Origin of the sequence: Lactococcus petauri (assembly GCF_002154895.1) — a bacterium.
Classification (GTDB): Bacteria; Bacillota; Bacilli; order Lactobacillales; family Streptococcaceae; genus Lactococcus; species Lactococcus petauri.
In genome coordinates this window covers 267,028-291,964 of record NZ_MUIZ01000003.1, presented here as the reverse complement: position 1 = coordinate 291,964, position 24,937 = coordinate 267,028, and the positions used below count along the sequence as shown (strand labels likewise).

Below are 24,937 nucleotides of genomic sequence, written 5' to 3'. Positions count from 1 at the left end.
TATTCTACAGTTATGTTTTATATATTTTTACGCGGTTTAGTTCGCTTTTTACTTTTCATATTTAATGGTAAGGCTACATACCATCATACGGAACGCATTCCAGACAAGTCTGAGAATTATATTTTGGTAGCGCCACACCGCATGATTCTTGATCCTGTTTACATGGCTTTTGCGACACGTCCAAAACAGTTTATCTTTATGGCCAAGAAAGAGCTTTTTAAAAATCCTTTCTTTGCGTGGTGGATTAAAAAATGTGGGGCTTTCCCAGTCGATCGTGAAAATCCTGGACGTGAAGTCATTCAGTATCCGGTAAAGATGCTAAAAAAATCAGACAAATCTCTCATCATGTTTCCAACAGGTTCACGGCACTCCAACGAACTCAAAGGCGGTGTTACGATTATCGCTAAAATGGCAAAAGTTCGGATTGTTCCTGCTGTTTATCAAGGTCCTTTATCAATGAAGGGTATTTTTAAGCGTGAAAAAGTACAATTGAATTTTGGGGAACCTATTGATATTTCAGATATTAAAAAAGCAAATGCTGAAGGTATCGAAGAAGTAAATCGCCGTTTGGAAGCTGCATTTGCTCAACTCGATAAGGAAATCGATCCAAATTACAAATACGTTGCTAAATGATACAGTTGTATTGATATTTTTGAGGTAACTATTGGAAAAAACCTTTAAAAATGCTAAAATTAAGGAAATATCCCTTATTGGATAGTAAACGGAGAATACATGGCAAATATTATTAAAAAATTAGTAGAAAACGACAAAAAAGAGCTCAAAAGATTACATAAAATGGCTCAAAAAGTCGAATCATACGAAGAAGAAATGGCTGCCCTTGCAGATGAGCAACTGCAGGCCAAAACAGAAGAATTTAGAGAACGTGCAGCTGCCGGTGAGAGTCTTGACGACATGCTGTATGAAGTTTTTGCTGTCTGCCGTGAAGCAGCAAAACGTGTCCTTGGTCTTTTTCCTTTCCACGTGCAAATTATGGGGGGGATTGTCCTCCACAATGGTGACGTTCCGGAGATGCGTACTGGTGAAGGTAAAACTTTGACAGCTACCATGCCAGTTTATTTAAATGCGATTTCTGGCAAAGGTGTACACGTAGTAACAGTCAACGAGTATTTGACAACACGTGATGCAACCGAAATGGGTGAATTATACAACTGGCTCGGTTTGACTGTTGGACTTAACCTTAACTCTAAGTCACCAGAAGAAAAACGTGAAGCATATAACTGTGATATCACTTATTCGACATCATCTGAGCTTGGTTTCGACTACTTGCGTGACAACATGGTCACTCGTTTTGAAGATATGGTACAGCGTCCGCTCAACTATGCTCTTGTCGATGAGGTTGACTCCATCTTGATTGATGAGGCGCGCACACCATTGATTATTTCAGGTCAAGCAGAGGGCTCTTCTGCGCTTTATTACCGTGCAGATCAGTTTGCTAAGACTTTGGTTGGTCGTGAAGACTATGAAGAGGGCGATGACTATAAGATTGACTTGCAATCTAAAACTATTTCACTCACAGATGAGGGGATAGATAAAGCAGAACGTTTCTTTGATATTGAAAACCTTTATGACATGGAAAATGTTGCCTTGACTCACTTTGTGGACAATGCACTCCGCGCCAACTATATCATGCTTCATGATATTGATTATATGGTTGATGACCAACAAGAAGTCTTGATTATTGACCAGTTTACAGGTCGGACAATGCCTGGTCGTCGCTATTCTGATGGTTTACACCAAGCGATTGAAGCCAAAGAAGGTGTGCCGATTCAAGATGAATCTAAAACCATGGCTTCAATTACGATTCAAAACTACTTCCGTATGTACAAAAAATTGTCAGGGATGACTGGTACAGCGAAAACGGAAGAAGAAGAGTTCCGTGAAATCTATAATATTCAAATTATTCCGATTCCAACGAACCGCCCAATCCGTCGTGTGGACCATCCAGACTTGCTTTATCCAACCCTTGAAGCAAAACTAAATGCTGTCTTGGATGACGTGAAGAAACGTCATGCTGAGGGACAACCTATTTTGATTGGTACTGTGGCTGTTGAAACTTCTGAGATTATTTCGAAAAAATTGGTCGAAGCTAAAATCCCGCATGAAGTTTTGAATGCGAAAAACCACTTCCGTGAAGCACAAATCATTATGAATGCCGGTCAACAAGGTGCGGTAACCATTGCGACCAATATGGCTGGTCGTGGTACAGACATCAAGCTTGGCCCTGGTGTTAAAGAACATCCAAATCCAGAATATCAAGGTCTTGCGGTAATCGGTACTGAACGTCATGAAAGTCGTCGTATCGATAATCAGCTCCGTGGACGTTCTGGTCGTCAAGGGGATGCTGGTGTCTCTCAATTTTATCTTTCACTTGAAGATGACTTAATGAAACGTTTTGGTTCCGAACGCGTTTCTGCCTTCCTTGATCGTATGCGTATCAGTGGTGATGATGCCGTCATCAAATCTGGCTTAATCACACGACAAATCGAAGGTTCACAGAAACGTGTCGAAGGAAATAACTACGATTCACGTAAACAAGTCTTGCAATATGATGATGTGATTCGTGAACAACGTGAAGTTATTTATGCACAACGCCATGAAGTGATTGTAGCAACTGAAGATATGACACCTGCTCTGTATGGTATGTTTAAGCGTACAATCGATCGCCAAGTTGACGGCCATGCAGCAACAGGAGATCTTCAAGAAGAAGCAAATCTGCTCAATCTTTATGAAACTGTTGAAAATACAATGCTTTCAGCGGATGTCTTTAGCATTGAAGATCTTCGTGGTAAAAGCCCACAAGAAATTAAAGATTTTCTTTTTGAAAAAGTTAAAGAACATTATGCAACACAAATGGAACGCTTGGGCGATAAAGAGCGTCAGATTGACTTCCAACGTGCTGTTATCCTTCGTGTAGTAGACAACAATTGGTCTGAGCATATCGATCATTTGGATCAAATGCGTCAGTCTGTAGGCTTGCGTGGTTATGCACAAAACAATCCGATTGTTGAATATCAAGAAGAATCGCACAAAATGTTTAATAACATGATTGGAGCTATTGAGTTTGAAGTAACTCGTTTGATGATGAAAGCTCAAATTCATCCGCAAACCGCTGTTCAAGAACAAGCACCGCGTGTAACTGTAACGGCTTCACAAGAAAACTTGACAAATGTGGGACAATCCTCTGCAGAAGGTATTGATTTCAGTAAAGTTGGCCGTAATGACATGTGTCCATGTGGTTCAGGTAAAAAATATAAGAACTGTCATGGTCGCGTTCACACAGCTTAGATAAAAAAGTGATAAAATAGACGAAACACCCTAACTTAGGGTGTTTCATTTTTCTAAGTTGATAAATACAAAAGATATCAATAAATTGAAAGGAGAAAGATGTCTTTCAAAATAATAAGCCCAGAGATAAATGTTGATGCAGTCAAAATGCTGGGCCACCTTGATAGCGAACAACATCAGCGAAAAGAAGCAAGAGACAGAGAATTAGAAGCAATTATCAAAGGTGAGGATTCCCGGCTTTTATTAATTATTGGTCCTTGTTCCTCGGACAATGAAGCAGCTGTTCTGGAGTACGCACATCGTTTGGCTAAACTCCAAGAAAAAGTAAAAGACAAGATTTTCATGGTAATGCGTGTTTATACAGCGAAACCGCGAACAAACGGGGAAGGTTATAAAGGGATCATTCATCAACCAGATGCAGCAGGTGAAGCTGATCTTATCAATGGTATTCGTATGGTACGTGATCTTCACTATAAAGTTATTACACAAACTGGACTGACCACTGCTGATGAAATGTTGTACCCAGAGAACTTGCCTTTAGTAGATGATTTAGTTTCTTATTACGCAGTTGGCGCCCGCTCAGTGGAAAATCAGCAACATCGCTTCGTGGCTTCCGGTATTGATGCGCCAACGGGGATGAAAAATCCAACTTCTGGTAATATCAAAGTCATGCTAAATGGCATTTACGCAGCACAGCAAGAGCAAGACTTTCTCTTTGGCCGTGCAGAAGTTCAAACTGCAGGGAACCCTTTGGCACATGCCATTTTACGTGGGGGGCAGGACGAGCATGGCAAAAATCTTCCCAATTACTATACGGATAATTTGCAGGAAGTCATTGCAAATTACGAAAAAATGGGATTAAAGAATCCCTTTATCATTGTGGATACCAATCATGATAACTCTGGGAAGAAATATATGGAGCAAATTCGAATTGTACGACAAACGTTAGTCAATCGTGATTGGGATGAAAAAATACGCCGTTATGTACGAGGCTTTATGATTGAGTCGTATTTAGAAGATGGACGTCAAGACCGACCGGAAGTGTTTGGAAAATCAATCACGGATGCTTGTCTTGGTTGGGAGAAAACAGAGGCCTTGATTCAGGAGATTTATCAAGCGGAAATATAATAATTTCAGAGGATAAATAAAAAAGCCGAAATGATGAAGATAATTTAATGAAAAAATGATTGCAAACCTTTTCACTTTGTAGTATAATGTTAAAGTATAGATATGCTGAACAAAAAGGCATTATCGAATAAAAATTGAAATAAGGAGATTCCAAAAATGGCATCTAAAGAATTCCACATCGTTGCAGAAACTGGTATCCACGCACGTCCAGCTACATTGCTCGTTCAAACAGCTTCTAAATTCACTTCAGAAATTAACCTTGAATACAAAGGTAAATCTGTAAACCTTAAATCAATCATGGGTGTTATGTCACTCGGTGTTGGTCAAGGCGCTGATGTAACTATCACTGCTGAAGGTGCTGATGCTGATGACGCATTGAGCACAATCGCTGAAACAATGGTTAAGGAAGGTCTTGCTGAATAATGACATCTATGCTTAAAGGTATCGCTGCATCATCAGGTGTAGCCGTAGCGAAGGCATACTTGCTTGTTCAACCTGATTTGTCATTTGAGACAGTGACTGTTGAGAATATCGAAAATGAAGAAGCTCGTCTTGATGCAGCTCTTGCTGCCGCTCAAAGCGAGCTTCAAATCATTAAAGATAAAGCAGTAGATAGCCTCGGAGAAGAAGCCGCAGCCGTATTTGACGCACACATGATGGTTCTTGCAGACCCAGATATGACCGCTCAAATCAAAGCTACTATTGAATCTAAAAAAGTTAATGCTGAAGCAGCCCTTAAAGAAATCACTGACATGTTCATTGCTATCTTTGAAGGTATGGAAGACAATGCTTACATGCAAGAGCGCGCTGCCGATATTAAAGACGTTACAAAACGTGTAATGGCAAACCTTCTTGGTGTTAAATTGCCAAGCCCAGCTTTGATTAACGAAGAAGTGATTATTGTTGCTGAAGACTTGACACCATCAGATACTGCACAGCTTGATAAGAAGTACGTTAAGGCCTTTGTTACAAACATTGGTGGACGTACATCTCACTCAGCAATCATGGCACGTACGCTTGAAATCCCTGCTGTATTGGGTACAAACAATATCACTGAACTTGTTTCTGAAGGTCAACTTATGGCTGTATCAGGCTTAACAGGTGAAGTTGTTCTTGATCCTACTCCAGAGCAACAAAGCGAATTCCACGCAGCTGGTGAAGCGTATGCGGCACAAAAAGCTGAATGGGCTGCTCTTAAAGATGCTGAAACAGTAACAGCTGATGGTAAACACTTTGAGTTAGCTGCAAACATTGGTACACCTAAAGATGTTGAAGGTGTTAACGACAATGGTGCAGAAGCTGTTGGTCTTTACCGTACAGAGTTCCTCTATATGGATGCTCAAGACTTCCCAACGGAAGAAGATCAATACGAAGCTTACAAAGCAGTACTTGAAGGCATGAATGGTAAACCAGTCGTTGTTCGTACAATGGACATCGGTGGTGACAAAACATTGCCATACTTCGACTTGCCAGAAGAAATGAATCCATTCTTGGGTTGGCGTGCTTTACGTATCTCACTTTCTAATAGTGGTGATGCAATGTTCCGCACACAACTTCGTGCACTTCTCCGTGCATCAGTTCACGGTACACTCCGTATCATGTTCCCAATGGTTGCATTGGTTACAGAATTCCGTGCTGCTAAGAAAATCTACGACGAAGAAAAAGCTAAATTGATCGCCGAAGGTGTTCCAGTAGCTGAAGGTATCGAAGTAGGTATCATGATTGAAATCCCAGCAGCAGCAATGTTGGCTGACCAATTTGCGAAGGAAGTTGATTTCTTCTCAATTGGTACTAACGATTTGATCCAATACACAATGGCTGCAGACCGTATGAATGAACAAGTTTCATACCTTTACCAACCTTACAACCCATCTATCCTTCGCCTTATCAACAATGTTGTTAAAGCTGCGCATGCAGAAGGCAAATGGGCTGGTATGTGTGGTGAAATGGCCGGTGATCAAACTGCTGTTCCACTTCTCATGGGTATCGGACTTGATGAATTCTCAATGTCAGCAACATCTGTTCTCCAAACACGTTCATTGATGAAACGTTTGGACTCAACTAAGATGGAAGAACTTTCAAACAAAGCTCTTACTGAATGTGCAACAATGGAAGAAGTTGTCGCACTCGTTGAAGAATATACAAAATAAGAAAAACGCGAAGAAATTCGCGCTTTTTTTTGTATTTTAAGAATGATCAAAGTCCTTATTTTCGAATTTATTATTCTAATTAATAAGAAGAATAAAATAAAAAAGCCTTCAGAGGCTATTTTATTAGAAGGGGAGTCCTTTAGAGAACTTACCGAGTTTTTGTTCAGTAGTTTTTTCGATTTGAGTGAGAGCATCATTTACAGCATCTGCAACCAAATCTTGCAATGTTTCAGGATCTTCAGGGTCAATCACATCACTCTTGATTGTCAAGTTTGTTAATTTACGATCACCAGAAAATTCAGCGATTACTAAATCTTGTGCTGCTTTACCAAAAAAAGTAGTGTTGGCAATTTCTTCTTGTGAAGCTTGCATTTGTTTTTGCAATTTTTGTGCTTGCTTCATCATGTTTTGCATATTCATCATCGTGGTTTATTATCTCCTTGTTTCAAGACTTAAGTGCCTTGAGTATTGCAAATATATAGTTTCTTGATGTCATTATTATACCATTTTTGTGAATGATTTTGAAGCAGATGAGAAAACAAAAAAACGTCTAATTACTAGACGTTTAAATAATATGCGGAAGGCGGGACTTGAACCCGCACAGCCAAGATAGGCCACAGGATCCTTAATCCTGCGCGTCTGCCAATTCCGCCACTTCCGCGAATTGGTACTTTAATATAATACCATTTTAGGAAGGGGAATGCAAGAATAAACTGTAATAGGGTGTTTAGCACTGTAAAATAATCAACCGTTATAGTTTTTCAGAAATTTTTCAACAGATTGACGGTAAAGTTGAGGATTTGTCTCAAAGGCCTTGGCATGTGCAGCACCATTAATCAAAAGCATTTCCTTTGGTGTTCCTGTCTTGACTGCTTGGTAGTTTTCCTTAAGCATTGACGTAGGCACATACGTGTCTGAATCGCCGTGGATAAGGAGGATAGGGCGATTGTTTTGAGAGAGTGCTTGTGTCGCACTTGCTTCTTTTAAAAACCAACCTTGGCGCACTTTATTCATAGCGGATAAACTATAGACAAGGGGAAATGGCGGAATATTGTAGGTCGATTTGGCTTGATAGGTAATTTCCGACCAAACATCAGTATAGCCACAATCTTCGATAATACTGTTGACAGAGCTAGGTAATTCTGTCTCACTTGATGCCATCATAACAGTTGCAGCTCCCATAGAAAGTCCAAATAAAGTAATACGACTTTCAGGGTTTTCTTGTGTTAATTTTTTTGACCAGGCAATCACGTCTTTTTTATCGTAGTAACCATAAGTAATGAGCTGACCTTCTGAGGCTCCAGCAGCACGATTGTCAGGCATAAGCACATTATAGCCTAAATCATGGAAGAGTTGTCCATATTGGCGCATCGCTTCTTTATTTTGGCGAAAACCGTGGACAACAATAACTGTTTTATTTGTTTTATGTTCTGCTGGGATGTACCAAGCATTGAGCTTTAAGCCACCATTTTCCATGGTAAGTGTTTTTTTATTCAGCTTATCAAATTGTGTGACAAGAGGATAATTTTTACTTGATGCTTGAACTTGGCCCACGGGAGCATCATTGCGGACATAGGCAACGGAGTAGAAATAATAAGTAATCCCCAAATCAACGAGCAGCAGTAGGCTTATGATACTAATTGTCCATAAAGCGAAAATTTTCTTTTTACGTTTTTTCATCGCATTATTATACCAAATTTTTTAAGGAAAATAGGAATAATATTACCTAAGAGACATAACGTTCATACCAATAAATATGATTTCGTATGAAAAAACCTTCCCACAAGAGCCAACAAATGTGTGGGAAGGAAAAGGAGTAGTCGGGAATCAAAGGGGATTGATTCTTTGAGCCATTATGTTTAGGGAAGCGAAATGAAGATCACTTTATTGGCTCTTGGCTACATCTATCTTTTATTTACCTTTATTCTAACATGGTTTTGAGCTTATAAGTAATGATATGCAACAAGAATTAAAGCTAAAAAAGCGCTTTCTCGGAAAAAGGTGACTTTTCCTCTACTTTGTGTTAAAATAATGGAGATAATTTTTAGTATGGGAGAGAGTGGCTTGGCTATAAAAAAGACCTATCGTGTAAAACGCTCGAAAGACTTTGAACAAATATTTTTAGCGAAAAATAGCTTTGCCAATAAGAAATTTGTTGTATATAAACTCGATACTGAGCAACAGCATTTTCGTACAGGGATTTCAGTAAGTAAAAAGATTGGAAATGCGGTCACACGGAATCGTGTGAAGCGACTCATTAGACATGCAGTAGCAGAGTTTTCTTCTCATTTAGAAGATGAAGATTTTGTGGTTATTGCACGTCCAGGAGTCGAAAAACTCAGTTTTGATGAAGTAAGAAAAAATCTCAAGCATGTATTGAAATTGTCTAAAATTTATAAAGATGGAGAAAAGAATTGAAAAAGAAAATAACTTTGCTTTCGATGGCAAGTGCTTCTTTACTCTTATTGGCTGCCTGTGGACGTTCTGAGGTCACACAACATTCAACAAACTTTTGGGAACAGATAGTTTATGGATTTGCTCAGGTTATTCGTTTCTTGTCATTTGGTGGTATGACAGCTGTTGGTATTATTTTATTTACCTTGATTATTCGTGCGGCACTTTTGCCTTTGATGAATATTCAAATCAAGTCTAGCCAAAAAATGCAGGAAATTCAGCCTGAAATTAAAAAAATACAAGCGCAATATCCAGGTAAAGACGTGGATTCACGTCGTAAAGTTCAAGAAGAAACACAAGAACTTTACGCTAAAAACAAGGTGAATCCTTATGCAGGATGTTTACCACTCTTAGTGCAAATGCCAATATTATGGGCGTTGTACCAAGCTTTGACACGTGTAGATTTCTTAAAGCACGGAACTTTCCTCTGGTTTAATATCGGAGATAAAGATCCAACATTTATCTTGCCAATTTTGGCAGCACTCTTTACATTTGCTAGCTCATGGTTGACAATGAAATCAGCCCCTGAGAAAAATGCAATGACAAGTACGATGACATTTGCTATGCCAGTGATGATTTTTGTTTTTGCGATCAATGTCGCAAGCGGTGTTGCTCTTTACTGGGTAGTATCAAATGGTTTCCAAGTCTTACAAACTTTGCTTATTGCCAACCCCTTCAAAATAATCGCAGCGCGTGAAGCTAAAGCCCAAGCGGAAAAGGATAAAGTAAAAGCACGTGAGAAGGCATTAAAGAAGGCTTTGAAAAATAAAAAGTAAATCAGGAGATAGGAGTTTTAAATCATGACTATTTTTACTGGGAGAACAGTTGAAGAAGCAATAGAACGCGGCTTATATCGTTTAGGTGTAAAGCGTGAGAATGTGCATATTCATGTAAAACAAAAAGAAAAACGTGGTTTTTTAGGATTTGGTAAAAAACGAGCCCTCGTAGATATAGAAGAAATCAAAGAAGAAACCATTCGTAAAGCGGATCGATTAGCAGAACGTGGTGTGGAAGATATCAACCTTGGTGTGCCTAAAGCACAGTCTGCTATGGAAGCAACGCTTGAGTTAAGCCAAATTGTTAAAGCTGTACGTGCAGCTGAAAAAGAACAAGAAGGTGAATTAACTCCAGAAGAACGTGAAGTTATAATTGAAGAAGTTAAAGCAGACATTGCTCAAAGCAAAGATCCGCTTCCAGAAGTCGAGGTTCCTGAGAAGGTAAAAGAAAAAGCTAAGGCTGTGCCGATGGAATTAACTGCTGAGGAAACAGAGTTTGCGGATAAAATTTCGACTTACTTAACAAACATTACCTCTGAAATGGGTATTGCGATCACTGTAAATGTAGCAAAAGAAGGAACTCTGATTGTTTTTAACTTAAATTCGAATCAAGATGCTTTACTCATTGGTAAACATGGGAAGATTTTGCAAAGTTTACAAACCTTGGCTAAAGCTTATGCTAACAGTATTTTAAGTACCCGTATCAATATTGCTGTCAATGTTGGCGATTATCATGAAAAGCGTAAAGCATATATTACCAGCTTGGCGCATCGTGCAGCAGAACGTGCTCGTTCTGGTGAAACTGTCTATATTAATGATTTACAGTCGAATGAACGCAAGATTGTGCATACAATTATTTCGAAAGAAGAAGGTGTTTCTAGCCATTCTGAAGGTAATGAATACAATCGTTATATCACCGTTACAAAAGAAATTTGACATTTGCGATGATTTGGTGTAGAATATTTTAGTATGCTTTAAGCACAGAAATGAAAGAAAGGAACACCGCAAGAACGGTGGAGCTACTTTCCCAAGTGAAGTAGCCCAGGGATTTAACAAATGAAACGTACTTACCAACCACATAAAAAACCTCGTAAGACTACTCACGGATTCCGTGCACGCATGGCAACTAAAAACGGACGTCGTGTACTTGCAGCTCGTCGTCGTAAAGGACGTGCTTCACTTACAGTTTAATTGTAAAAAAAGATTCTCACCCTCGGGTGGGTTTTTTCTTTTGGAAACATGATTCATAAAAAGGAACAAAAATAACTCTTGGAAAAGTAAAGCGTTTACTTTTATTGTGATATAATGAATTTATTGTAAAAGAAGAGGAGTTTTTGTTAATGAAAAAAATTCAAATTGCCGATATGCAAGCTTCACAAATTATCTTAGGCTGTATGCGTATCATAGAACCAGGAAAGAATCCTGTCAAAGTTATTGAGACAGCTTATGAAAATGGTATTAACTTTTTTGATCACGCGGATATTTATGGTGCTGGACAGTGTGAAACGGTTTTTGCCGAGGCTTTGGCGCAAACCTCTATTCGACGGGAAGACATTTATCTCCAATCGAAATGCGCTATCCGTCCAGGGATTGCCTTTGATTTTTCAAAAGAACATATTATCCAGTCGGTAGAAGGCTCTTTACAACGGCTACAGACGGATTATCTCGATACCATGCTCTTGCACCGCCCCGATACGCTAATGGAGCCAGAAGAGGTCGCAGAGGCCTTCTACGAGCTCGAGAAATCTGGAAAGGTTCGCTATTTTGGAGTTTCCAATCAAAATCCGATGCAAGTGGAGTTACTTAAAACAGCAGTGAAGCAGCCGTTACTCTTTAATCAGCTTCAATTTGGCTTGAAGCATACTGAAATGGTTGATGCAGGTCTCAATGTGAATATTCCTAATCAAGCCAGTCATATGCAAGATGGTTCAGTACTAGAGTATTCCCGGATAAATAAGATGACGATTCAAGCTTGGTCTCCTTTCCAACATGGATATTTTGATGGTCCTTTTGTTGGTAATGATAAATTCCCAGAATTAAACAAAAAGCTTGAAGAATATGCTGAAAAATACAATCTTACCCCTTCAGGGATTGCTATAGCATGGATTAACCGCCATCCAGCGCGTATGCAAACAATAATTGGTACGATGACGGAACGACGGATCAAGGAAGTAACAAATGCCAGTGATCTGGTTCTCAGCCGTGAGGAGTGGTATGACTTGTATATGGCAGCTGGAAATATTCTCCCTTAAGCCGGTAAATTTATAGTTTAGCATTGAGTGATAAATGGGTCTAGTAGAGTCGTCTAGAGGTCCATTTATTCTAGCTACTAGACGAAATAGATTGAATTAGTGTCAGAAATGATGTATAATTAAAGAGCATTATTAGAAAAAATTAATTAAAAGGATTTTTAAGCAGTTTGCTTGAACCTACCCCAAAGGAGGTACATATTATGAGTTTTACAGATGAAACAGTCCGCTTTGAATTTGATGATTCAAGTAAAAAAGAAATCGGCGAAACACTTGTAAATGTTTATCGTGCACTTGATGCTAAAGGTTACAATCCTATCAACCAAATGGTAGGTTATGTTTTGTCAGGAGATCCAGCTTATATTCCACGTCACGACGATGCACGTAACAAAATCCGTCGTTTTGACCGTGATGATATTGTTGAAGAACTGATTAAAGAATACTTAAAAGCACACGGTGTACAACTTTAATGTACAGTAGAATTTTAGGTTTGGATGTCGGTACAAAAACTGTTGGTGTAGCTGTGAGTGATTTATTGGGAATGACGGCTCAGCCTGTTGAAACAATAAAGATTGACAGTGAAGCTGGTGAATTTGGTTTTGAGCGCTTAGCAGAACTAATAACAGAATATAAACCTTCAAAAATTGTACTCGGTTTACCCAAACATATGAATAATGATGAAGGTATTCGTGCAGAGGCTTCAAGAAACTATGGTGAAAAAATTACTGAAACGTTTGATGTCGCTGTAGAATACCAAGATGAACGCTTGACGACAATGCAAGCAGAAAAAGTATTAATTGATGGCGGTGTCCGTCGCAAGGACCGTAAAAAATCAATTGATAAACTCGCCGCTGTCTTGATATTACAAAATTATCTTGATGCGCACAAATTATTTTAGAAGTAGGAAGTATTATGTCAGAACATACACATGACCATGACCACGAAGACCGTTTTATCACTCTGATTGATGATAACGGTAATGAAAGCCTTTTTGAAATCTTGATCACTATTGATGGCCAAGAAGAATTTGGTAAAAATTACGTCCTCGTTATGCCTGTTGACGGTGCAGAAGATGATAATGGTGAAGTTGAAATCCAAGCTTATTCATTTACTCAAAATGAAGATGGCACTGAAGGTGATTTACAACCTATCGCTGAAGATTCAGATGCTGAATGGGATATGATTGAAGAAGTTTTTAATAACTTTATGGAAAATCAAGACGACGAAGTTTATTGATAAATCAAGAGGCAAAGCCTCTTTTTTTTATTGCATCAATATTGAAATATTATAAATTATTACATAAAATTTTTAGCAAAAATTGAGTACTTCGAAGAAATTTGTTATAATTTAGTGATTACTCTTTGAAGGAAAATTAAATGAAAAAAAGATATGGTTCACGTTCACTTAGGCATGAACATAAAAAACAATTAGAACAATCAGAAGAAATCGAAGAATTCGAGGAGCTTGAGGTCAATGAAGACCTTGATATTCCTGCGGAAGAGACTGGGTTTTATTCGCGTCGTCATAAATCAGAAGCGAGTTTTGTACCAACTCGAGAAAAAACACCACGGCTTATGCCAGCTGACTGGTTATTTATTGGGCTCGTGTCCTTGGTGCTTAGTCTAAGCTTCTATGCTTTCCCTATCTTCAATCTTCAACCTACAGGTGTACAGTCGCAATACCTCTATTCGGGAATGGCAATGCAGGCAGGATTGGTCCCTTACAATGATTTTTGGGGTGCTGGCGGAATTGTCTTTTACCTAATTAACTGGCTCGGTCATTTTGGTCAAACAACTTGGCTGCTTTACCTTTTCCAAATGCTAGCTTTATTCATGAGCGGTGTGCAAGTTTATCGTTTAATTTCACAACGTACACGTAGCCGTTTGGCAGCGCGAATTACCACAGGTTTCACCTTGGTTTCGATTGCAGGATTGGCTCAAGGTGGTACAGCGCCAACATTAATCGCCTTGCCTTTTGCATTATGGGCATTACAGTTCTTGGATCGTTATCTACGTCAAGATGCACGTGACGAAGCTTTTATCTTCTTTGGTATGAGTGGAGCTCTTGTGTTTGTCATATCACCAATCATGACCATATTATGGCTTCTTTCTTGTCTCGCTTTGCTTGTCTTTAATATTCAGAATAAAAGAATTGGGCGTGGTATTTATCAACTTTTAGCAATTTTATTTGGCTTATTGTTGGTAGGTTATACGGTTGCTTTTTACTCCTTAAATGCTCAAGTACTGTATACATCCATCGAACAATCCATTATCATTCCGCTTACGACACTAGGCTTTACAGATAATTTCTGGATGTCACTTCTGAAAGCTCTCGTTTTTCTTTTGGTGTTTGGTCTTGCGGCCAATTTCGTACATGGCGTACGTAATATTAAAAGTTCGGGTCAAACATTTATCTGGCAACTTTTACTCTTATTGGGTTCAATTCTTGTGTTAGGATTTGTTGTTTTTTCTCAAGTATTCGAAAGTTCAAACTTGCTTGCCATCTTGCCGTTACTTTTATTATTCGTCAGCGATACTATACAAGATGCGGTGGATCAACGTCAGAATATCCTACAAGATTATATGAAGGCCAAGCTTTTTGCGCCAATTTTAGCTCTGCTCTTTGTGATAGGAGCCCCTATCGTTACCCAAACGATGCATCAACAAGTTTTCTCAGAAGAACAACAAGTTGCGCAGTTTGTGAAAGCCGATACGACAAAAGAGGATAAAGTGCTGGCTATAGCATCGGATAAAAACATTAACTTGCGATCACAGCGTGTGGGTGGCATAGATGACTTCCCTCGCCATTATCCAGTAAGATTCCATCAGAACTTTGATTTGCTCTTTGCTAATGCAGGCAACAAGTATGTTGTAGTGCAAAGTGGACAGGATCTTTCAGATTCAGTAAAAGAAACACTTAAAGATTCTTACAAAAAAGTGGAAGTTGGTAATGTTAGTCAATTTTCTGTATATAAAAAGAAATAAGATATACATAATTGTATATCTTGTTTTATTATAATGAAAAAAGCGAATTTTCTGACTATTCTTGTTGTTTTTTGAATTTTTTTGTGTTATAATTCATTAAGAGTTTATTTAGAAAATAATATAATAGGAGAAAACCGTGGCTACTTTACTAGAAAAAACCCGCAAAATTACATCAGTTCTGCAAGATGGAGTAACTGATTTAAAGCAGGAGTTACCCTATGATAACATGACAGAGCGTTTAGCCAACGTTATTGACTGTAATGCTTGTATCATTGATACAAAAGGGAAACTTTTGGGCTATTCACTGCCATACGAAATTAACAACGATCGTGTTAATGAACTTTTCCATGTACAAAAACAATTGCCAGAAGATTATGCACGTGCGGCTATCCGTATCTATGACACTTTAGCAAATATCACAATTAACGAGCCTTTGTCAGTATTTCCTGCAGAACTTTTAGGTGAGTATCCTAATGGTTTGACAACATGTGCACCAATCTATGGTAGTGGTATGCGCTTGGGAACCTTCATCTTATGGCGTACAGACGGAAAATTCAGTGATGATGATCTTGTGCTTGCAGAGCTTGCAACAACAGTTATCGGTGTTCAACTTTCAAATCTTAAGCTTGAACAAATGGAAGAAAATATCCGTAAAGACACGATGGCTAACATGGCAGTCAATACACTTTCGTATTCAGAAATGAAGGCTGTGAAAGCAATTCTTGAAGAACTTGATGGAGAAGAAGGACATGTTATTGCTTCAGTCATTGCCGACAAGATTGGAATTACACGTTCAGTAATCGTTAATGCACTACGTAAGCTTGAATCTGCTGGTGTTATTGAAAGCCGTTCGTTGGGAATGAAAGGGACTTACCTAAAAGTTCTTAACCAAGGTTTATTTACAAAGCTTGAAGGTCGTAACTTCTAACCTTAAAAGTAATAAAAAAACTTCTCTTAGTGAGAGGTTTTTTACTTGTGGTAAAGGCAGTAGGCAGTAAAGCCTAGCTGTATCAGTTTTTAAAGATTTTTGCTATAATTGAGAATGAAAATCTTTAATAGTTAGGGAAAATAACATGAGCAAGATTACAAAAGAACAAGTGGAGCATGTGGCAACTTTGTCAAAGCTTAAATTTGAGAAAAATGAACTTGATGCTGTGACGGATAAACTCGATAAAATTATCGAAATGGTGGAGCAGTTAGAGGAAGTCAATACGGAAAATGTAGAATTTACGATGAGTGTTGCGGATAACTTAAACCGCATGCGTGAAGATATTGCTGTACAGGGTGATGACCGTGATGAATTAATGCGTAATGTACCAACGAAGCAAGATGGCTTTATTAAGGTTCCCGCAATGTTGGCTGATGGAGGAGATGCATAATGTCATTGAATAATAAAACAATTAAAGAGTTGCATGACCTCTTGGTGAAAAAGGAAATCTCTGCTGTTGACTTGACACAGGCGACATTGGATGATGTGCATGCACGTGAAGCAGCAATGGGCAGTTTTATTTCTGTATTAGATGAAGAAGCATTAGCGCAAGCAGCTGCTATTGATGCGCGTGGAATTGATGCAACAAAACTTACAGACGGTATTCCCTTAGCAGTTAAAGACAATATTGTTACTAAAAATATTGAAACAACTGCAGCAAGTAAAATTCTTTCTGGTTTTATCCCACCTTATGATGCGACTGTCGTTGAAAAGCTTTATGACAATGGCATGGTTATTATTGGTAAAGCCAATATGGACGAATTCGCAATGGGGGGCTCAGGGGAAACTTCTTCTGTTAAGCCAACATACAATGCGTGGGATCAAACAAAAGTACCTGGTGGATCATCTTCAGGTTCAGCTAGTGCTGTTGCGAGTGGACAAGTACGCTTGTCATTAGGATCCGATACAGGTGGTTCGATTCGTCAACCAGCTTCGTTCAGTGGTATTGTGGGTCTGAAACCAACTTACGGACGTGTTTCTCGTTATGGTTTAATTGCTTTTTCTAGTTCACTTGATCAAATTGGTCCCTTTTCAGCTACTGTTGAAGAGAATGCACAACTTTTAAATGTTATCTCAGGTAGTGATGCTAAAGATGCTACAAGTTCAGAAGTAGCTGTGCCAGATTTTGGTTCAAAAATAGGTCAAGATATTAAAGGAATGAAGATTGCTTTGCCTAAAGAATACTTTGGGGAAGGAATTGATCCAGCAGTCAAAGAGCAAATTATGGCGGCGGCGAAACACTTAGAATCTTTAGGTGCTATTGTTGAAGAAGTGAGCTTGCCACATAGCAAGTATGGGGTAGCTGTTTACTACATCATCGCTTCTTCAGAAGCGAGCTCAAATCTCCAACGCTTCGATGGTATTCGTTATGGTTATCGTGCACAGGATATCGAAAACCTTGAAGATGTCTATGTGAAATCACGTTCAGAAGGCTTTGGCGATGAGGTCAAACGTCGTATTATGCTAGGTACATTTAGTCTTTCTGCAGGTGCCTACGATAAGCACTTTAAAAAGGCTGGTCAAGTTCGTACAATGATTATCGAAGACTTTAATAAAGTATTTGCGGATTATGATTTGATTCTTGGCCCAACAGCCCCAACGGTTGCTTTTGGCTTTGATGAAAAATCAAAAGATCCTGTTCAAATGTATCTTTCAGATATCTTAACAATTCCAGTCAACCTCGCGGGATTACCAGGAATTTCGATTCCGGCGGGTTATGTTGAAGGTCTACCTGTTGGGATGCAATTGATTGGTAAACGCTATGATGAGGAAACAATTTATCAAGTCGCAGCAGCGTTTGAAGCAACAACGGATCATCATAAGAAAAAACCAATTATCTTTACAGAAGGAGGGGCAAAATAAGATGAACTTTGAAACAGTCATTGGACTTGAAGTCCATGTTGAGTTAAATACAAACTCAAAAATTTACAGCCCAACTCCAGCTGAATTTGGCTCTGAACCAAATGTCAATACGAATGTTATTGACTGGGGAATGCCAGGTGTTTTGCCAACATTGAACAAAGGTGTTGTCGTTGCTGGGATGAAAGCTTCTCTTGCCATGAATATGTCGATTCAAAAGAGTATGCATTTTGATCGTAAAAATTATTTTTACCCTGATAATCCTAAAGCTTACCAAATTTCGCAGGCAGATGAACCTATTGGTTACAATGGTTCTATTGAAATTGAACTTGAAGATGGTACAAAATCGACTGTTCGTATTGAGCGTGCACATATTGAAGAAGATGCCGGTAAAAATACGCACGGAACAGATGGCTATTCTTATGTTGACTTGAACCGTCAAGGGGTACCATTGATTGAGATTGTTTCTGAGCCAGATATGCGAAGCGCTGATGAAGCTTATGCGTATTTGACCGCCTTACGTGAATTGATTCTCTATACAGGTATTTCTGATGTGAAGATGGAAGAAGGTTCCATGCGCTGTGATGCCAATATTTCATTGCGTCCTTATGGCCAAGAAGAGTTTGGTGTTAAAACAGAAGTGAAGAACATGAACTCTTTCAGTAATGTGAAGAAAGCCCTAGCCTTTGAAATTGATCGCCAAGCGAAAATTCTTCGTGCTGGTGGTGAAATTCGTCAAGAAACACGTCGTTTTGATGATAAAACAGGTGAAACAATCTTGATGCGTGTTAAAGAAGGTGCGTCTGATTATCGTTATTTCCCAGAACCAGATTTGCCACGTATTGAAATTTCCGAAGCTTGGATTGACGAAGTTCGTGCTGAACTTCCTGAGTTTGCAGCAGCACGCCGTGTACGTTATGTAGAGGAAATGGGCCTCAGTGAATACGATGCGCGCCAGTTGACAAGCTCAAAAGATGTCTCTGATTTCTTTGAAGCAGCTGTTAAATTAGGTGGTGATGCCAAATTGGTATCCAACTGGCTTCAAGGTGAAGTTGCTCAGTACTTGAACACAGCACATCTGGAACTTAAAGATATTCACTTAACTCCAGAAAATCTCACAGAAATGTTGCGTTTGATTGCAGATGGGACTATTTCATCGAAAATTGCGAAGAAAGTCTTCCTCGAATTAGCTAAAAACGGTGGTTCAGCAGAAGCTTTCGTTAAAAAGGCCGGCTTGGTTCAAATCTCTGACCCAGCTGTACTCTTGCCTATCATTCATGAAGTATTTGCTAAAAATGAACAATCTGTTGCTGACTATCGTGGCGGTAAGGAAAATGCAGCTAAGGCCTTAGTTGGTCAGCTTATGAAAGCTACAAAAGGACAAGCCAATCCAACAGTAGCGCAAAAACTGCTCTATCAAGAATTAGATAAAGACTAATATAAAAAAATCGTTCAATTTAGAACGATTTTTTCTTGTGCATTTTCGCGGTTAAAACGACGCACCATTCGGATGGTTGTGGGAATCAGAATAGCGGTTGACCCCAACCAAGCAGCTGGATTGGATGAAATAATCACGGTGTAATTTAAGAGGTTAACTCCGATGATGGCCACTGCGGCACGCATGACCAGTTCTGCCACGCCACAAATTGTTGGAATGCGCGCATTGCCCAAACCCTGTAATGTTGAGCGCGTAACGAAGAGGATAGCAAGTAGCCAGTAGAAACCACCATTCACAATATAGTAATGTCTAGCCATATCAATAACAGCTGTTTGGCTTGGTGAGATAAAAGCCGTCGTGAAGTAATAGTTCAAGCTTACCAAAAGAATGGCAAAGCCAATCGCCCAGGAAACAGCTATGAGGAGAGATTGGAAAAGCCCTTGATTTATTCGGCGGTATTGTTTTGCACCATAGTTTTGGGCTCCAAAGGTAGCCATAGCAAGTCCGATCGACATCATTGGCAACATCGCGATTTGGTCAATCTTAGATACAATAGCTTGAGTGGCGACAGCGTTTGTTCCCATAGTGTTAAGTGCTACTTGAAGTGTAATAGAACCAATAGCGATAATACTAGATTGAAATCCCATGGGAATACTCAGTCGTGCATGTGTACGTATTTCTTGGGTATCGTAAACAAGGAGTTTTCGATTAAGGTGTAACTCAGGCACTTTGCGTTTAATATGTAAAACCAGATAAAGCACAGAGATACATTGGGCCAAAATGGTGGCTGCACTTGCTCCCGCTAAGCCTAAATGGAGAACGAGGATTGCGAAATACTCAAAGCCGATATTTAAAATACTGGCGACGATAAGTGCATAGAGCGGTGTCTTGGAATCACCTAAGGCGCGGAGCGCGTTCGAATAATAAGCATATAGTGTGGTCGCTGTAAGTCCACCTAACATAATACTCAAAAAAGTGTGTGCACCTTCGTAAATCTCAGCTGGAGTCTGCATAAGTTGTAGTAATTGACCCACAAATAGGACAGACAAGACACTGAGCAAGAGGGAGATAGCTATCGTAAAATACAGCCCTGTCACAAAGGACTTTTTGACAGCATGTGCATCTTTGGCACCAAAGCGTTGCGCAGTAATAATCGTGAGCCCTGCGGTCATTCCCTGAGCAAAACCAACGATTAAAAAGTTGATGGATCCCGTAGCCCCCACTGATGCAAGCGCATTTTTTCCTAGCGTTTGACCAACAATCAGTGTGTCTGCAGTATTATAGAGCACTTGAAAAAAGTTTCCCAAGAGCAGGGGAAGTGTGAAGGTAATTAAACCTTTGAGAATGTTTCCTTTTGTTAAATCTTTCATAATATTCCTAAATTCTTTGCTTTATACATTGTAAACTTTTTATATCTATAAAACAATAGCATAACTGCTTTTATTGTGGTGTTTAAACAAAAAGAAAAAGCACCGTAAAGGTGCTTTAATTACCAATTATTTAGTAACGTTGATTGCTTGAGGTCCACGTGGGCCTTCTTCAAGATCAAAGCTAACTTTTTGGCCTTCATCAAGAGTTTTGAAGCCATCAGTTTGAATAGCTGAGAAGTGTACGAATACATCGTTGCCTTCTTCAGTTGTAATGAAGCCAAAACCTTTAGTAGCGTTAAACCATTTTACAGTTCCTTGTGCCATTTGAATACATCCTTTCTTTAGTTTGGTAAATCTTATCTTCGGAAAGCGTGTAACAAAAAGCATAAACGTTAACTTGAAAAAAACTTACAGCTTTATGATACCATATAAAGTATGGAAAAGAAAGCGCTAATTCGAAAAGAAATGATAAATTTACTGAAAAGTTTTGATTTTGCTGACAAAAGCCGTCAAAGTCAGAAAATTATTGCAGAGCTGCTTGCCTCAGAACAATGGAAAAACGCTAAAACCGTGGCGCTCTATATGCCGCAAGAGTTTGAATTTGATTTGCAACCCCTTTTTGAGCAGGCAGATAAACAAATAGTTTTACCAAAAACCTTGGCTAATCGCCACATGATTTTTGTAAAATACGACAAAAATGACTTAGAACGTACAAAATTTGGTATACTAGAACCTAAGTCGAAAAACGAAGTTGTGCCTGATTTGATTTTGGTCCCCGGCTTGGCTTGGAATAAAGAAGGTTATCGGATTGGTTTTGGTGCGGGATATTATGACCGTTATCTGGCAAGCTTTTCTGGACAGACAGTTAGTCTATGTTATGATTTTCAGCACAGAGACTTTTATCCAGAACCTCATGATATAAGCATAGGAGAAATATTTACTTATGAACATTGATATGATAAAAAAAGACTTTATGAAGCATAAAGCGACTTATATTTTATCACTTTTAACAACGATGGTTTGGCTTTATCAATTTTTACGTTATGGTTTAGCTGCAACCTCGGCAATTAACCTTTTTAATACTGGTGCATTATTTCCACCAGCCATTTTAGCTGATCCAACTCAATTGTGGCGCCTTGTGACACCAATTTTTATTCATATTGGATGGACTCACTTTCTTATGAATACTCTGACGCTCTTTTTTATCGGACGTCAGGTTGAAGCTGTATTTGGTAGCCTTAATTTCAGTTTGATCTACATTCTTTCAGGAATTTTTGGTAATGCAGCAACCTTTATCTTTTCGCCCAATTCCTTATCTGCAGGAGCATCAACTTCGATTTTTGGTCTTTTTGCAGCTATTGCAGGAATTGGCTTCTTTACAGGCCATCCGATGCTAAAACAGATTGGTAAGACATTTACCATCTTGATTGCGATTAATCTTTTCTTCAATATGTTTAATCTTAGCTCGGTCAATATTTGGTCACATGTTGGAGGAGCAGTGGGCGGACTTCTTTTAGCTCCTGTTTTTCCACCTAAATATTTCAAGAATTCTGTACCAATGCAAAATCGGATTTTATCAGGAGTAACGGTTGTTGTCTTATTTATCGTTTTTCTGATTTTGCCCTTTATAAAATAAATAGATTAAAAATAAGCAATAAGGAGTAATTATGAAAACACGTGGATTTGAAATAGTAAGTAAATACAAAAATGAAAACCTAGAATTACCAATACGTGCGACCAAGCATGCGGCAGGCTATGACTTATCAGTGGCTGAAAACATTACCATTAAACCTGGTGAAATTAAACTAATCTCAACAGGCCTTAAGGCATATATGCAAGCAGGAGAAGTTCTGTATCTGTTTGATCGCTCGTCAAATCCGCGTAAAAAAGGTTTAGTGATGATTAACTCGGTAGGTGTCATTGACGGTGACTATTACAATAACCCAGGGAATGAGGGCGAGATATTTGCTCAAATGCAAAATATTACGGAATCAGAAGTGGTCTTGGAAAAAGGTGAGAGGATTGTCCAAGCGGTCTTTATGCCTTTCTTGGTTGCTGATGGGGATGCTGAAGTGACTAAATCTACACGAACTGGCGGCTTCGGATCAACAGGAAAATAGGAATGAAGCCTTGCTTTTGATTTGCAGGCGTAAGTATAAAAGTACAAAAACTACCGCTTTAGCGGTCTTTTTTGTGCTATAATGGTAAAATGAATTCATTGCGCATTATTCACTTGAACGATTTGCACTCGCATTTGGAAAGATTTCCAGTGATTGAGCGTTTTTTTGCGGAAAAATCAGTTGGACATCCAGATGTCTTGCGATTTGACTTAGGGGATAATGTTGACCGAGTACATCCTTTAACTGAGGCAACAGAAGGACAGATTAATGTTGCTCTGATGAATAAGCTGAATTTGACAGCAGCGACCCTCGGTAACAATGAAGGGTTAGGCTTAACTCATGATATGCTAAGCCGTTTATACAATCAAGCCGACTTTGATATATTGCTTTCAAATATCAGTAATATGCCTTTTGCTCAAGGTCCTAAATTTATAGAGAGCAGTTGGGGGATGCGTATTGGAATCATTGGCTTAACAGCTCCTTATCTAGCATATTTACAAGCAGGTTGGGATATTGTTGATCCTTTAGTTTGCTTGGATCAGCTCTTGCCACTGGAATGTGATTTTACGATTCTTTTGAGTCATTTGGGTAAAACCGTTGATGAGAAAATCGCTAAAAATTACGATATTGATTTAATTATTGGAAGCCATACGCATCATCTTTTTGAACACGGAGCGGAATTACATGACACCTTACTTGCGGCTGCAGGAAGATACGGGGAGCATATCGGCGAAATCAATCTTACTTTTGATCAAAATAACAAAGTAATTGCTTCGGAAATTTCCACGATTGCTACCAACACGCTCAAAAAAGAAAAAAGTGATGCTTTACACATCAACTCGTGGGAGTTGAAAGGACGTAAAATGTTGCAAGGCAAGACTGTCGGAGAACTTCCCTATAGCCTGACCAATGTTTATCCTGATTATAATGCAAGTCATTTTATTGCAGAGTTACTTGCCCAATATGGCAAGGTGGGAGCCTGTGTTTTCAATACTGGGCTCTTGGTTACAGAAGCATTGCCAAACCAACTTACTTTAGATGATTTACACCAATTTTTGCCTCATTCCATGCGTTTAGTGCGGCTTACGCTGACTGGTAAGGTACTGAAAGAAGTTTTACGTGAAATGCTTGATGTATCTGCAATGCTGTCTGGGCAAAATATTCGAGGTATGGGTTTTCGAGGGAAGCAATTTGGTCGGCTTATTTTTCAGGGAATAAATTTCAACAGAGGTAAATTTTATTATAGAAATACGGTTGTGGTCGATGCTGAGTCTTATAGCATAGTCGTTCCTGATCAGTATCTCTTTGCTTGGTATTTTCCTTTATTGAAAAAACAAGAGAAAGTCGAAATACTTTTTCCGTATTTTCTACGAGAAATAGTAGCAAATGAATTAAAAAACGAGAAAATGAACAAAAAGAGAAAGGGAGAGGAAAGTGCCAAAAGAAGTTGATGAATCAAAATTAAATTATAATCGTTTCCCTGGTGAGCGGGTAACTGCGACAGATGACATTGTAAAAGTAGGTGGTAAGACTTTTCATCTGGTTTACAATTATCGTGAAGGGTTTGATGCTGAAAAGCTGGAGCAGCGATTTAGCGATATTTTCGATAAGTATGATTACATCGTGGGAGATTGGGGCTTTGAACAGCTCCGTTTAAAAGGCTTTTTTTCAGTAAGTAGAAAAAAAATGCAATCTGAAAATAAGATTGACCGATTAGAAGATTATATCAATGAATATTGCAATTATGGCTGTGCTTACTTTGTTTTACGTCGTGTACGCTCACAAGATGAAGCTTACACATCCGAACGTGTTTTTGAAGACAAGCCACGTCAACCTAAATTTGAAAAACCACGACGTCGAAATAATCGCAATAAAAATCGAAGCTCTCAAGAAAAGCAAAAGAAAAATGAGAAAAAATCATTTGAAATTCGCGAGAAATCAGGTAAGAATCCTGCTAAAATAAAACAAAATGAGAAAAATGAGAAAAATACAACCTCTAAATCTAATTTTGTAATACGCGAACGTGCAAAAAAATAAAATAGACAAATATCAAAAATGTGTCTAAAAATTTATTGAATAATATGCAAAAAAGTTCCCTCAAAAAATTTTTTGGG

The 24,937-nt window shown here is 38.8% G+C and carries 27 protein-coding genes and 1 tRNA gene; 23 read left to right on the top strand and 5 right to left on the bottom strand.

Features of this window, described 5'->3' with window-relative positions; all coding sequences use genetic code 11:
- The first annotated feature begins 12 nt into the window (after positions 1 to 12).
- The 5 genes from BZZ03_RS06465 to ptsP all read left to right on the top strand — a co-directional run bounded on the left by BZZ03_RS06465 (position 13) and on the right by ptsP (position 6,584).
- Positions 13 to 633, top strand: a complete 621-nt coding sequence (locus BZZ03_RS06465) for a lysophospholipid acyltransferase family protein (protein ID WP_019291927.1) — start codon at positions 13 to 15, stop codon at positions 631 to 633.
- 99 nt (positions 634 to 732) lie between these two features.
- On the top strand, positions 733 to 3,306 hold the full coding sequence (gene secA, locus BZZ03_RS06460; protein ID WP_019291926.1) for a preprotein translocase subunit SecA: 2,574 nt from the start codon (positions 733 to 735) through the stop codon (positions 3,304 to 3,306).
- Between the two features lie 99 nt (positions 3,307 to 3,405).
- On the top strand, positions 3,406 to 4,434 hold the full coding sequence (locus BZZ03_RS06455) for a 3-deoxy-7-phosphoheptulonate synthase (RefSeq protein ID WP_019293824.1): 1,029 nt from the start codon (positions 3,406 to 3,408) through the stop codon (positions 4,432 to 4,434).
- Between the two features lie 156 nt (positions 4,435 to 4,590).
- Positions 4,591 to 4,857, top strand: coding sequence for a phosphocarrier protein HPr (locus BZZ03_RS06450; protein WP_003133620.1), 267 nt, complete (start codon positions 4,591 to 4,593; stop codon positions 4,855 to 4,857).
- Positions 4,857 to 6,584, top strand: a complete 1,728-nt coding sequence (gene ptsP / locus BZZ03_RS06445) for a phosphoenolpyruvate--protein phosphotransferase (protein WP_003133622.1) — start codon at positions 4,857 to 4,859, stop codon at positions 6,582 to 6,584. Before BZZ03_RS06450 ends, ptsP begins: the two co-directional genes overlap by 1 nt.
- Positions 6,585 to 6,707: 123 nt before the next feature.
- Here the strand turns inward: ptsP and BZZ03_RS06440 are convergent, their stop codons facing one another.
- From BZZ03_RS06440 to BZZ03_RS06430, 3 genes are all read right to left on the bottom strand, one after another.
- A complete protein-coding gene (locus BZZ03_RS06440; RefSeq protein ID WP_019291923.1) occupies positions 6,708 to 7,007 on the bottom strand; it encodes a YbaB/EbfC family nucleoid-associated protein in 300 nt (99 codons plus the stop codon).
- Between the two features lie 152 nt (positions 7,008 to 7,159).
- Positions 7,160 to 7,245: transfer RNA gene (locus BZZ03_RS06435), tRNA-Leu, on the bottom strand.
- 83 nt (positions 7,246 to 7,328) lie between these two features.
- Positions 7,329 to 8,264, bottom strand: a complete 936-nt coding sequence (locus tag BZZ03_RS06430; RefSeq protein WP_086582804.1) for an alpha/beta hydrolase — start codon at positions 8,262 to 8,264, stop codon at positions 7,329 to 7,331.
- 369 nt (positions 8,265 to 8,633) lie between these two features.
- Between BZZ03_RS06430 and rnpA the strand changes: the two genes are divergently transcribed.
- The 13 genes from rnpA to gatB all read left to right on the top strand — a co-directional run bounded on the left by rnpA (position 8,634) and on the right by gatB (position 19,333).
- Positions 8,634 to 9,002: a ribonuclease P protein component gene (gene rnpA / locus BZZ03_RS06425; RefSeq protein WP_017368690.1), complete on the top strand. Its 369-nt coding sequence runs from the start codon at positions 8,634 to 8,636 to the stop codon at positions 9,000 to 9,002.
- Positions 8,999 to 9,814: a YidC/Oxa1 family membrane protein insertase gene (locus tag BZZ03_RS06420; RefSeq protein ID WP_003133626.1), complete on the top strand. Its 816-nt coding sequence runs from the start codon at positions 8,999 to 9,001 to the stop codon at positions 9,812 to 9,814. The genes rnpA and BZZ03_RS06420 overlap by 4 nt, the downstream gene beginning before the upstream one ends.
- 24 nt (positions 9,815 to 9,838) lie before the next feature.
- Complete coding sequence (jag, locus tag BZZ03_RS06415) at positions 9,839 to 10,750, top strand: RNA-binding cell elongation regulator Jag/EloR (protein ID WP_019291920.1); 912 nt, start codon at positions 9,839 to 9,841, stop codon at positions 10,748 to 10,750.
- A 120-nt stretch (positions 10,751 to 10,870) separates the two neighbouring features.
- A complete protein-coding gene (gene rpmH, locus BZZ03_RS06410; protein ID WP_003135255.1) occupies positions 10,871 to 11,005 on the top strand; it encodes a 50S ribosomal protein L34 in 135 nt (44 codons plus the stop codon).
- Between the two features lie 149 nt (positions 11,006 to 11,154).
- The gene (locus tag BZZ03_RS06405; protein WP_086582803.1) at positions 11,155 to 12,066 is read left to right on the top strand and encodes an aldo/keto reductase; all 912 of its coding nucleotides are present in this window, start codon (positions 11,155 to 11,157) and stop codon (positions 12,064 to 12,066) included.
- 200 nt (positions 12,067 to 12,266) lie between these two features.
- Positions 12,267 to 12,533, top strand: a complete 267-nt coding sequence (locus BZZ03_RS06400; protein WP_003133629.1) for an IreB family regulatory phosphoprotein — start codon at positions 12,267 to 12,269, stop codon at positions 12,531 to 12,533.
- Complete coding sequence (gene ruvX, locus BZZ03_RS06395) at positions 12,533 to 12,961, top strand: Holliday junction resolvase RuvX (protein ID WP_003133630.1); 429 nt, start codon at positions 12,533 to 12,535, stop codon at positions 12,959 to 12,961. The genes BZZ03_RS06400 and ruvX overlap by 1 nt, the downstream gene beginning before the upstream one ends.
- Before the next feature lie 14 nt (positions 12,962 to 12,975).
- A complete protein-coding gene (locus BZZ03_RS06390; RefSeq protein ID WP_003133632.1) occupies positions 12,976 to 13,299 on the top strand; it encodes a DUF1292 domain-containing protein in 324 nt (107 codons plus the stop codon).
- Between the two features lie 140 nt (positions 13,300 to 13,439).
- Positions 13,440 to 15,047 (top strand): hypothetical protein, encoded by a 1,608-nt coding sequence (locus tag BZZ03_RS06385; protein ID WP_019336037.1) that lies wholly within the window; start codon positions 13,440 to 13,442, stop codon positions 15,045 to 15,047.
- A 136-nt stretch (positions 15,048 to 15,183) separates the two neighbouring features.
- Positions 15,184 to 15,975, top strand: coding sequence for a GTP-sensing pleiotropic transcriptional regulator CodY (gene codY, locus BZZ03_RS06380; protein WP_003133634.1), 792 nt, complete (start codon positions 15,184 to 15,186; stop codon positions 15,973 to 15,975).
- Between the two features lie 145 nt (positions 15,976 to 16,120).
- The gene (gatC, locus tag BZZ03_RS06375) at positions 16,121 to 16,426 is read left to right on the top strand and encodes an Asp-tRNA(Asn)/Glu-tRNA(Gln) amidotransferase subunit GatC (RefSeq protein WP_086582802.1); all 306 of its coding nucleotides are present in this window, start codon (positions 16,121 to 16,123) and stop codon (positions 16,424 to 16,426) included.
- Positions 16,426 to 17,898: an Asp-tRNA(Asn)/Glu-tRNA(Gln) amidotransferase subunit GatA gene (gene gatA, locus BZZ03_RS06370; protein ID WP_019291916.1), complete on the top strand. Its 1,473-nt coding sequence runs from the start codon at positions 16,426 to 16,428 to the stop codon at positions 17,896 to 17,898. The genes gatC and gatA overlap by 1 nt, the downstream gene beginning before the upstream one ends.
- A gap of 1 nt (position 17,899) precedes the next feature.
- The gene (gatB, locus tag BZZ03_RS06365) at positions 17,900 to 19,333 is read left to right on the top strand and encodes an Asp-tRNA(Asn)/Glu-tRNA(Gln) amidotransferase subunit GatB (protein ID WP_003133637.1); all 1,434 of its coding nucleotides are present in this window, start codon (positions 17,900 to 17,902) and stop codon (positions 19,331 to 19,333) included.
- 14 nt (positions 19,334 to 19,347) lie between these two features.
- Here gatB and BZZ03_RS06360 read toward each other — a convergent pair whose 3' ends face one another.
- Positions 19,348 to 20,703, bottom strand: a complete 1,356-nt coding sequence (locus BZZ03_RS06360) for an MATE family efflux transporter (protein WP_061414018.1) — start codon at positions 20,701 to 20,703, stop codon at positions 19,348 to 19,350.
- 126 nt (positions 20,704 to 20,829) lie between these two features.
- Complete coding sequence (locus BZZ03_RS06355; protein ID WP_003133641.1) at positions 20,830 to 21,027, bottom strand: cold-shock protein; 198 nt, start codon at positions 21,025 to 21,027, stop codon at positions 20,830 to 20,832.
- Between the two features lie 111 nt (positions 21,028 to 21,138).
- On the opposite strand from BZZ03_RS06355, the gene BZZ03_RS06350 reads away from it, so the two are divergent.
- The 5 genes from BZZ03_RS06350 to BZZ03_RS06330 all read left to right on the top strand — a co-directional run bounded on the left by BZZ03_RS06350 (position 21,139) and on the right by BZZ03_RS06330 (position 24,860).
- On the top strand, positions 21,139 to 21,657 hold the full coding sequence (locus BZZ03_RS06350; protein WP_086582801.1) for a 5-formyltetrahydrofolate cyclo-ligase: 519 nt from the start codon (positions 21,139 to 21,141) through the stop codon (positions 21,655 to 21,657).
- On the top strand, positions 21,647 to 22,339 hold the full coding sequence (locus tag BZZ03_RS06345) for a rhomboid family intramembrane serine protease (protein ID WP_014024129.1): 693 nt from the start codon (positions 21,647 to 21,649) through the stop codon (positions 22,337 to 22,339). Before BZZ03_RS06350 ends, BZZ03_RS06345 begins: the two co-directional genes overlap by 11 nt.
- A 31-nt stretch (positions 22,340 to 22,370) precedes the next feature.
- Positions 22,371 to 22,823, top strand: a complete 453-nt coding sequence (locus BZZ03_RS06340; protein WP_019336033.1) for a dUTP diphosphatase — start codon at positions 22,371 to 22,373, stop codon at positions 22,821 to 22,823.
- 89 nt (positions 22,824 to 22,912) lie between these two features.
- Positions 22,913 to 24,274: a bifunctional metallophosphatase/5'-nucleotidase gene (locus BZZ03_RS06335; RefSeq protein ID WP_086582800.1), complete on the top strand. Its 1,362-nt coding sequence runs from the start codon at positions 22,913 to 22,915 to the stop codon at positions 24,272 to 24,274.
- A complete protein-coding gene (locus tag BZZ03_RS06330) occupies positions 24,258 to 24,860 on the top strand; it encodes a YutD family protein (protein WP_086582799.1) in 603 nt (200 codons plus the stop codon). Before BZZ03_RS06335 ends, BZZ03_RS06330 begins: the two co-directional genes overlap by 17 nt.
- The last annotated feature ends 77 nt before the right edge of the window (positions 24,861 to 24,937 follow it).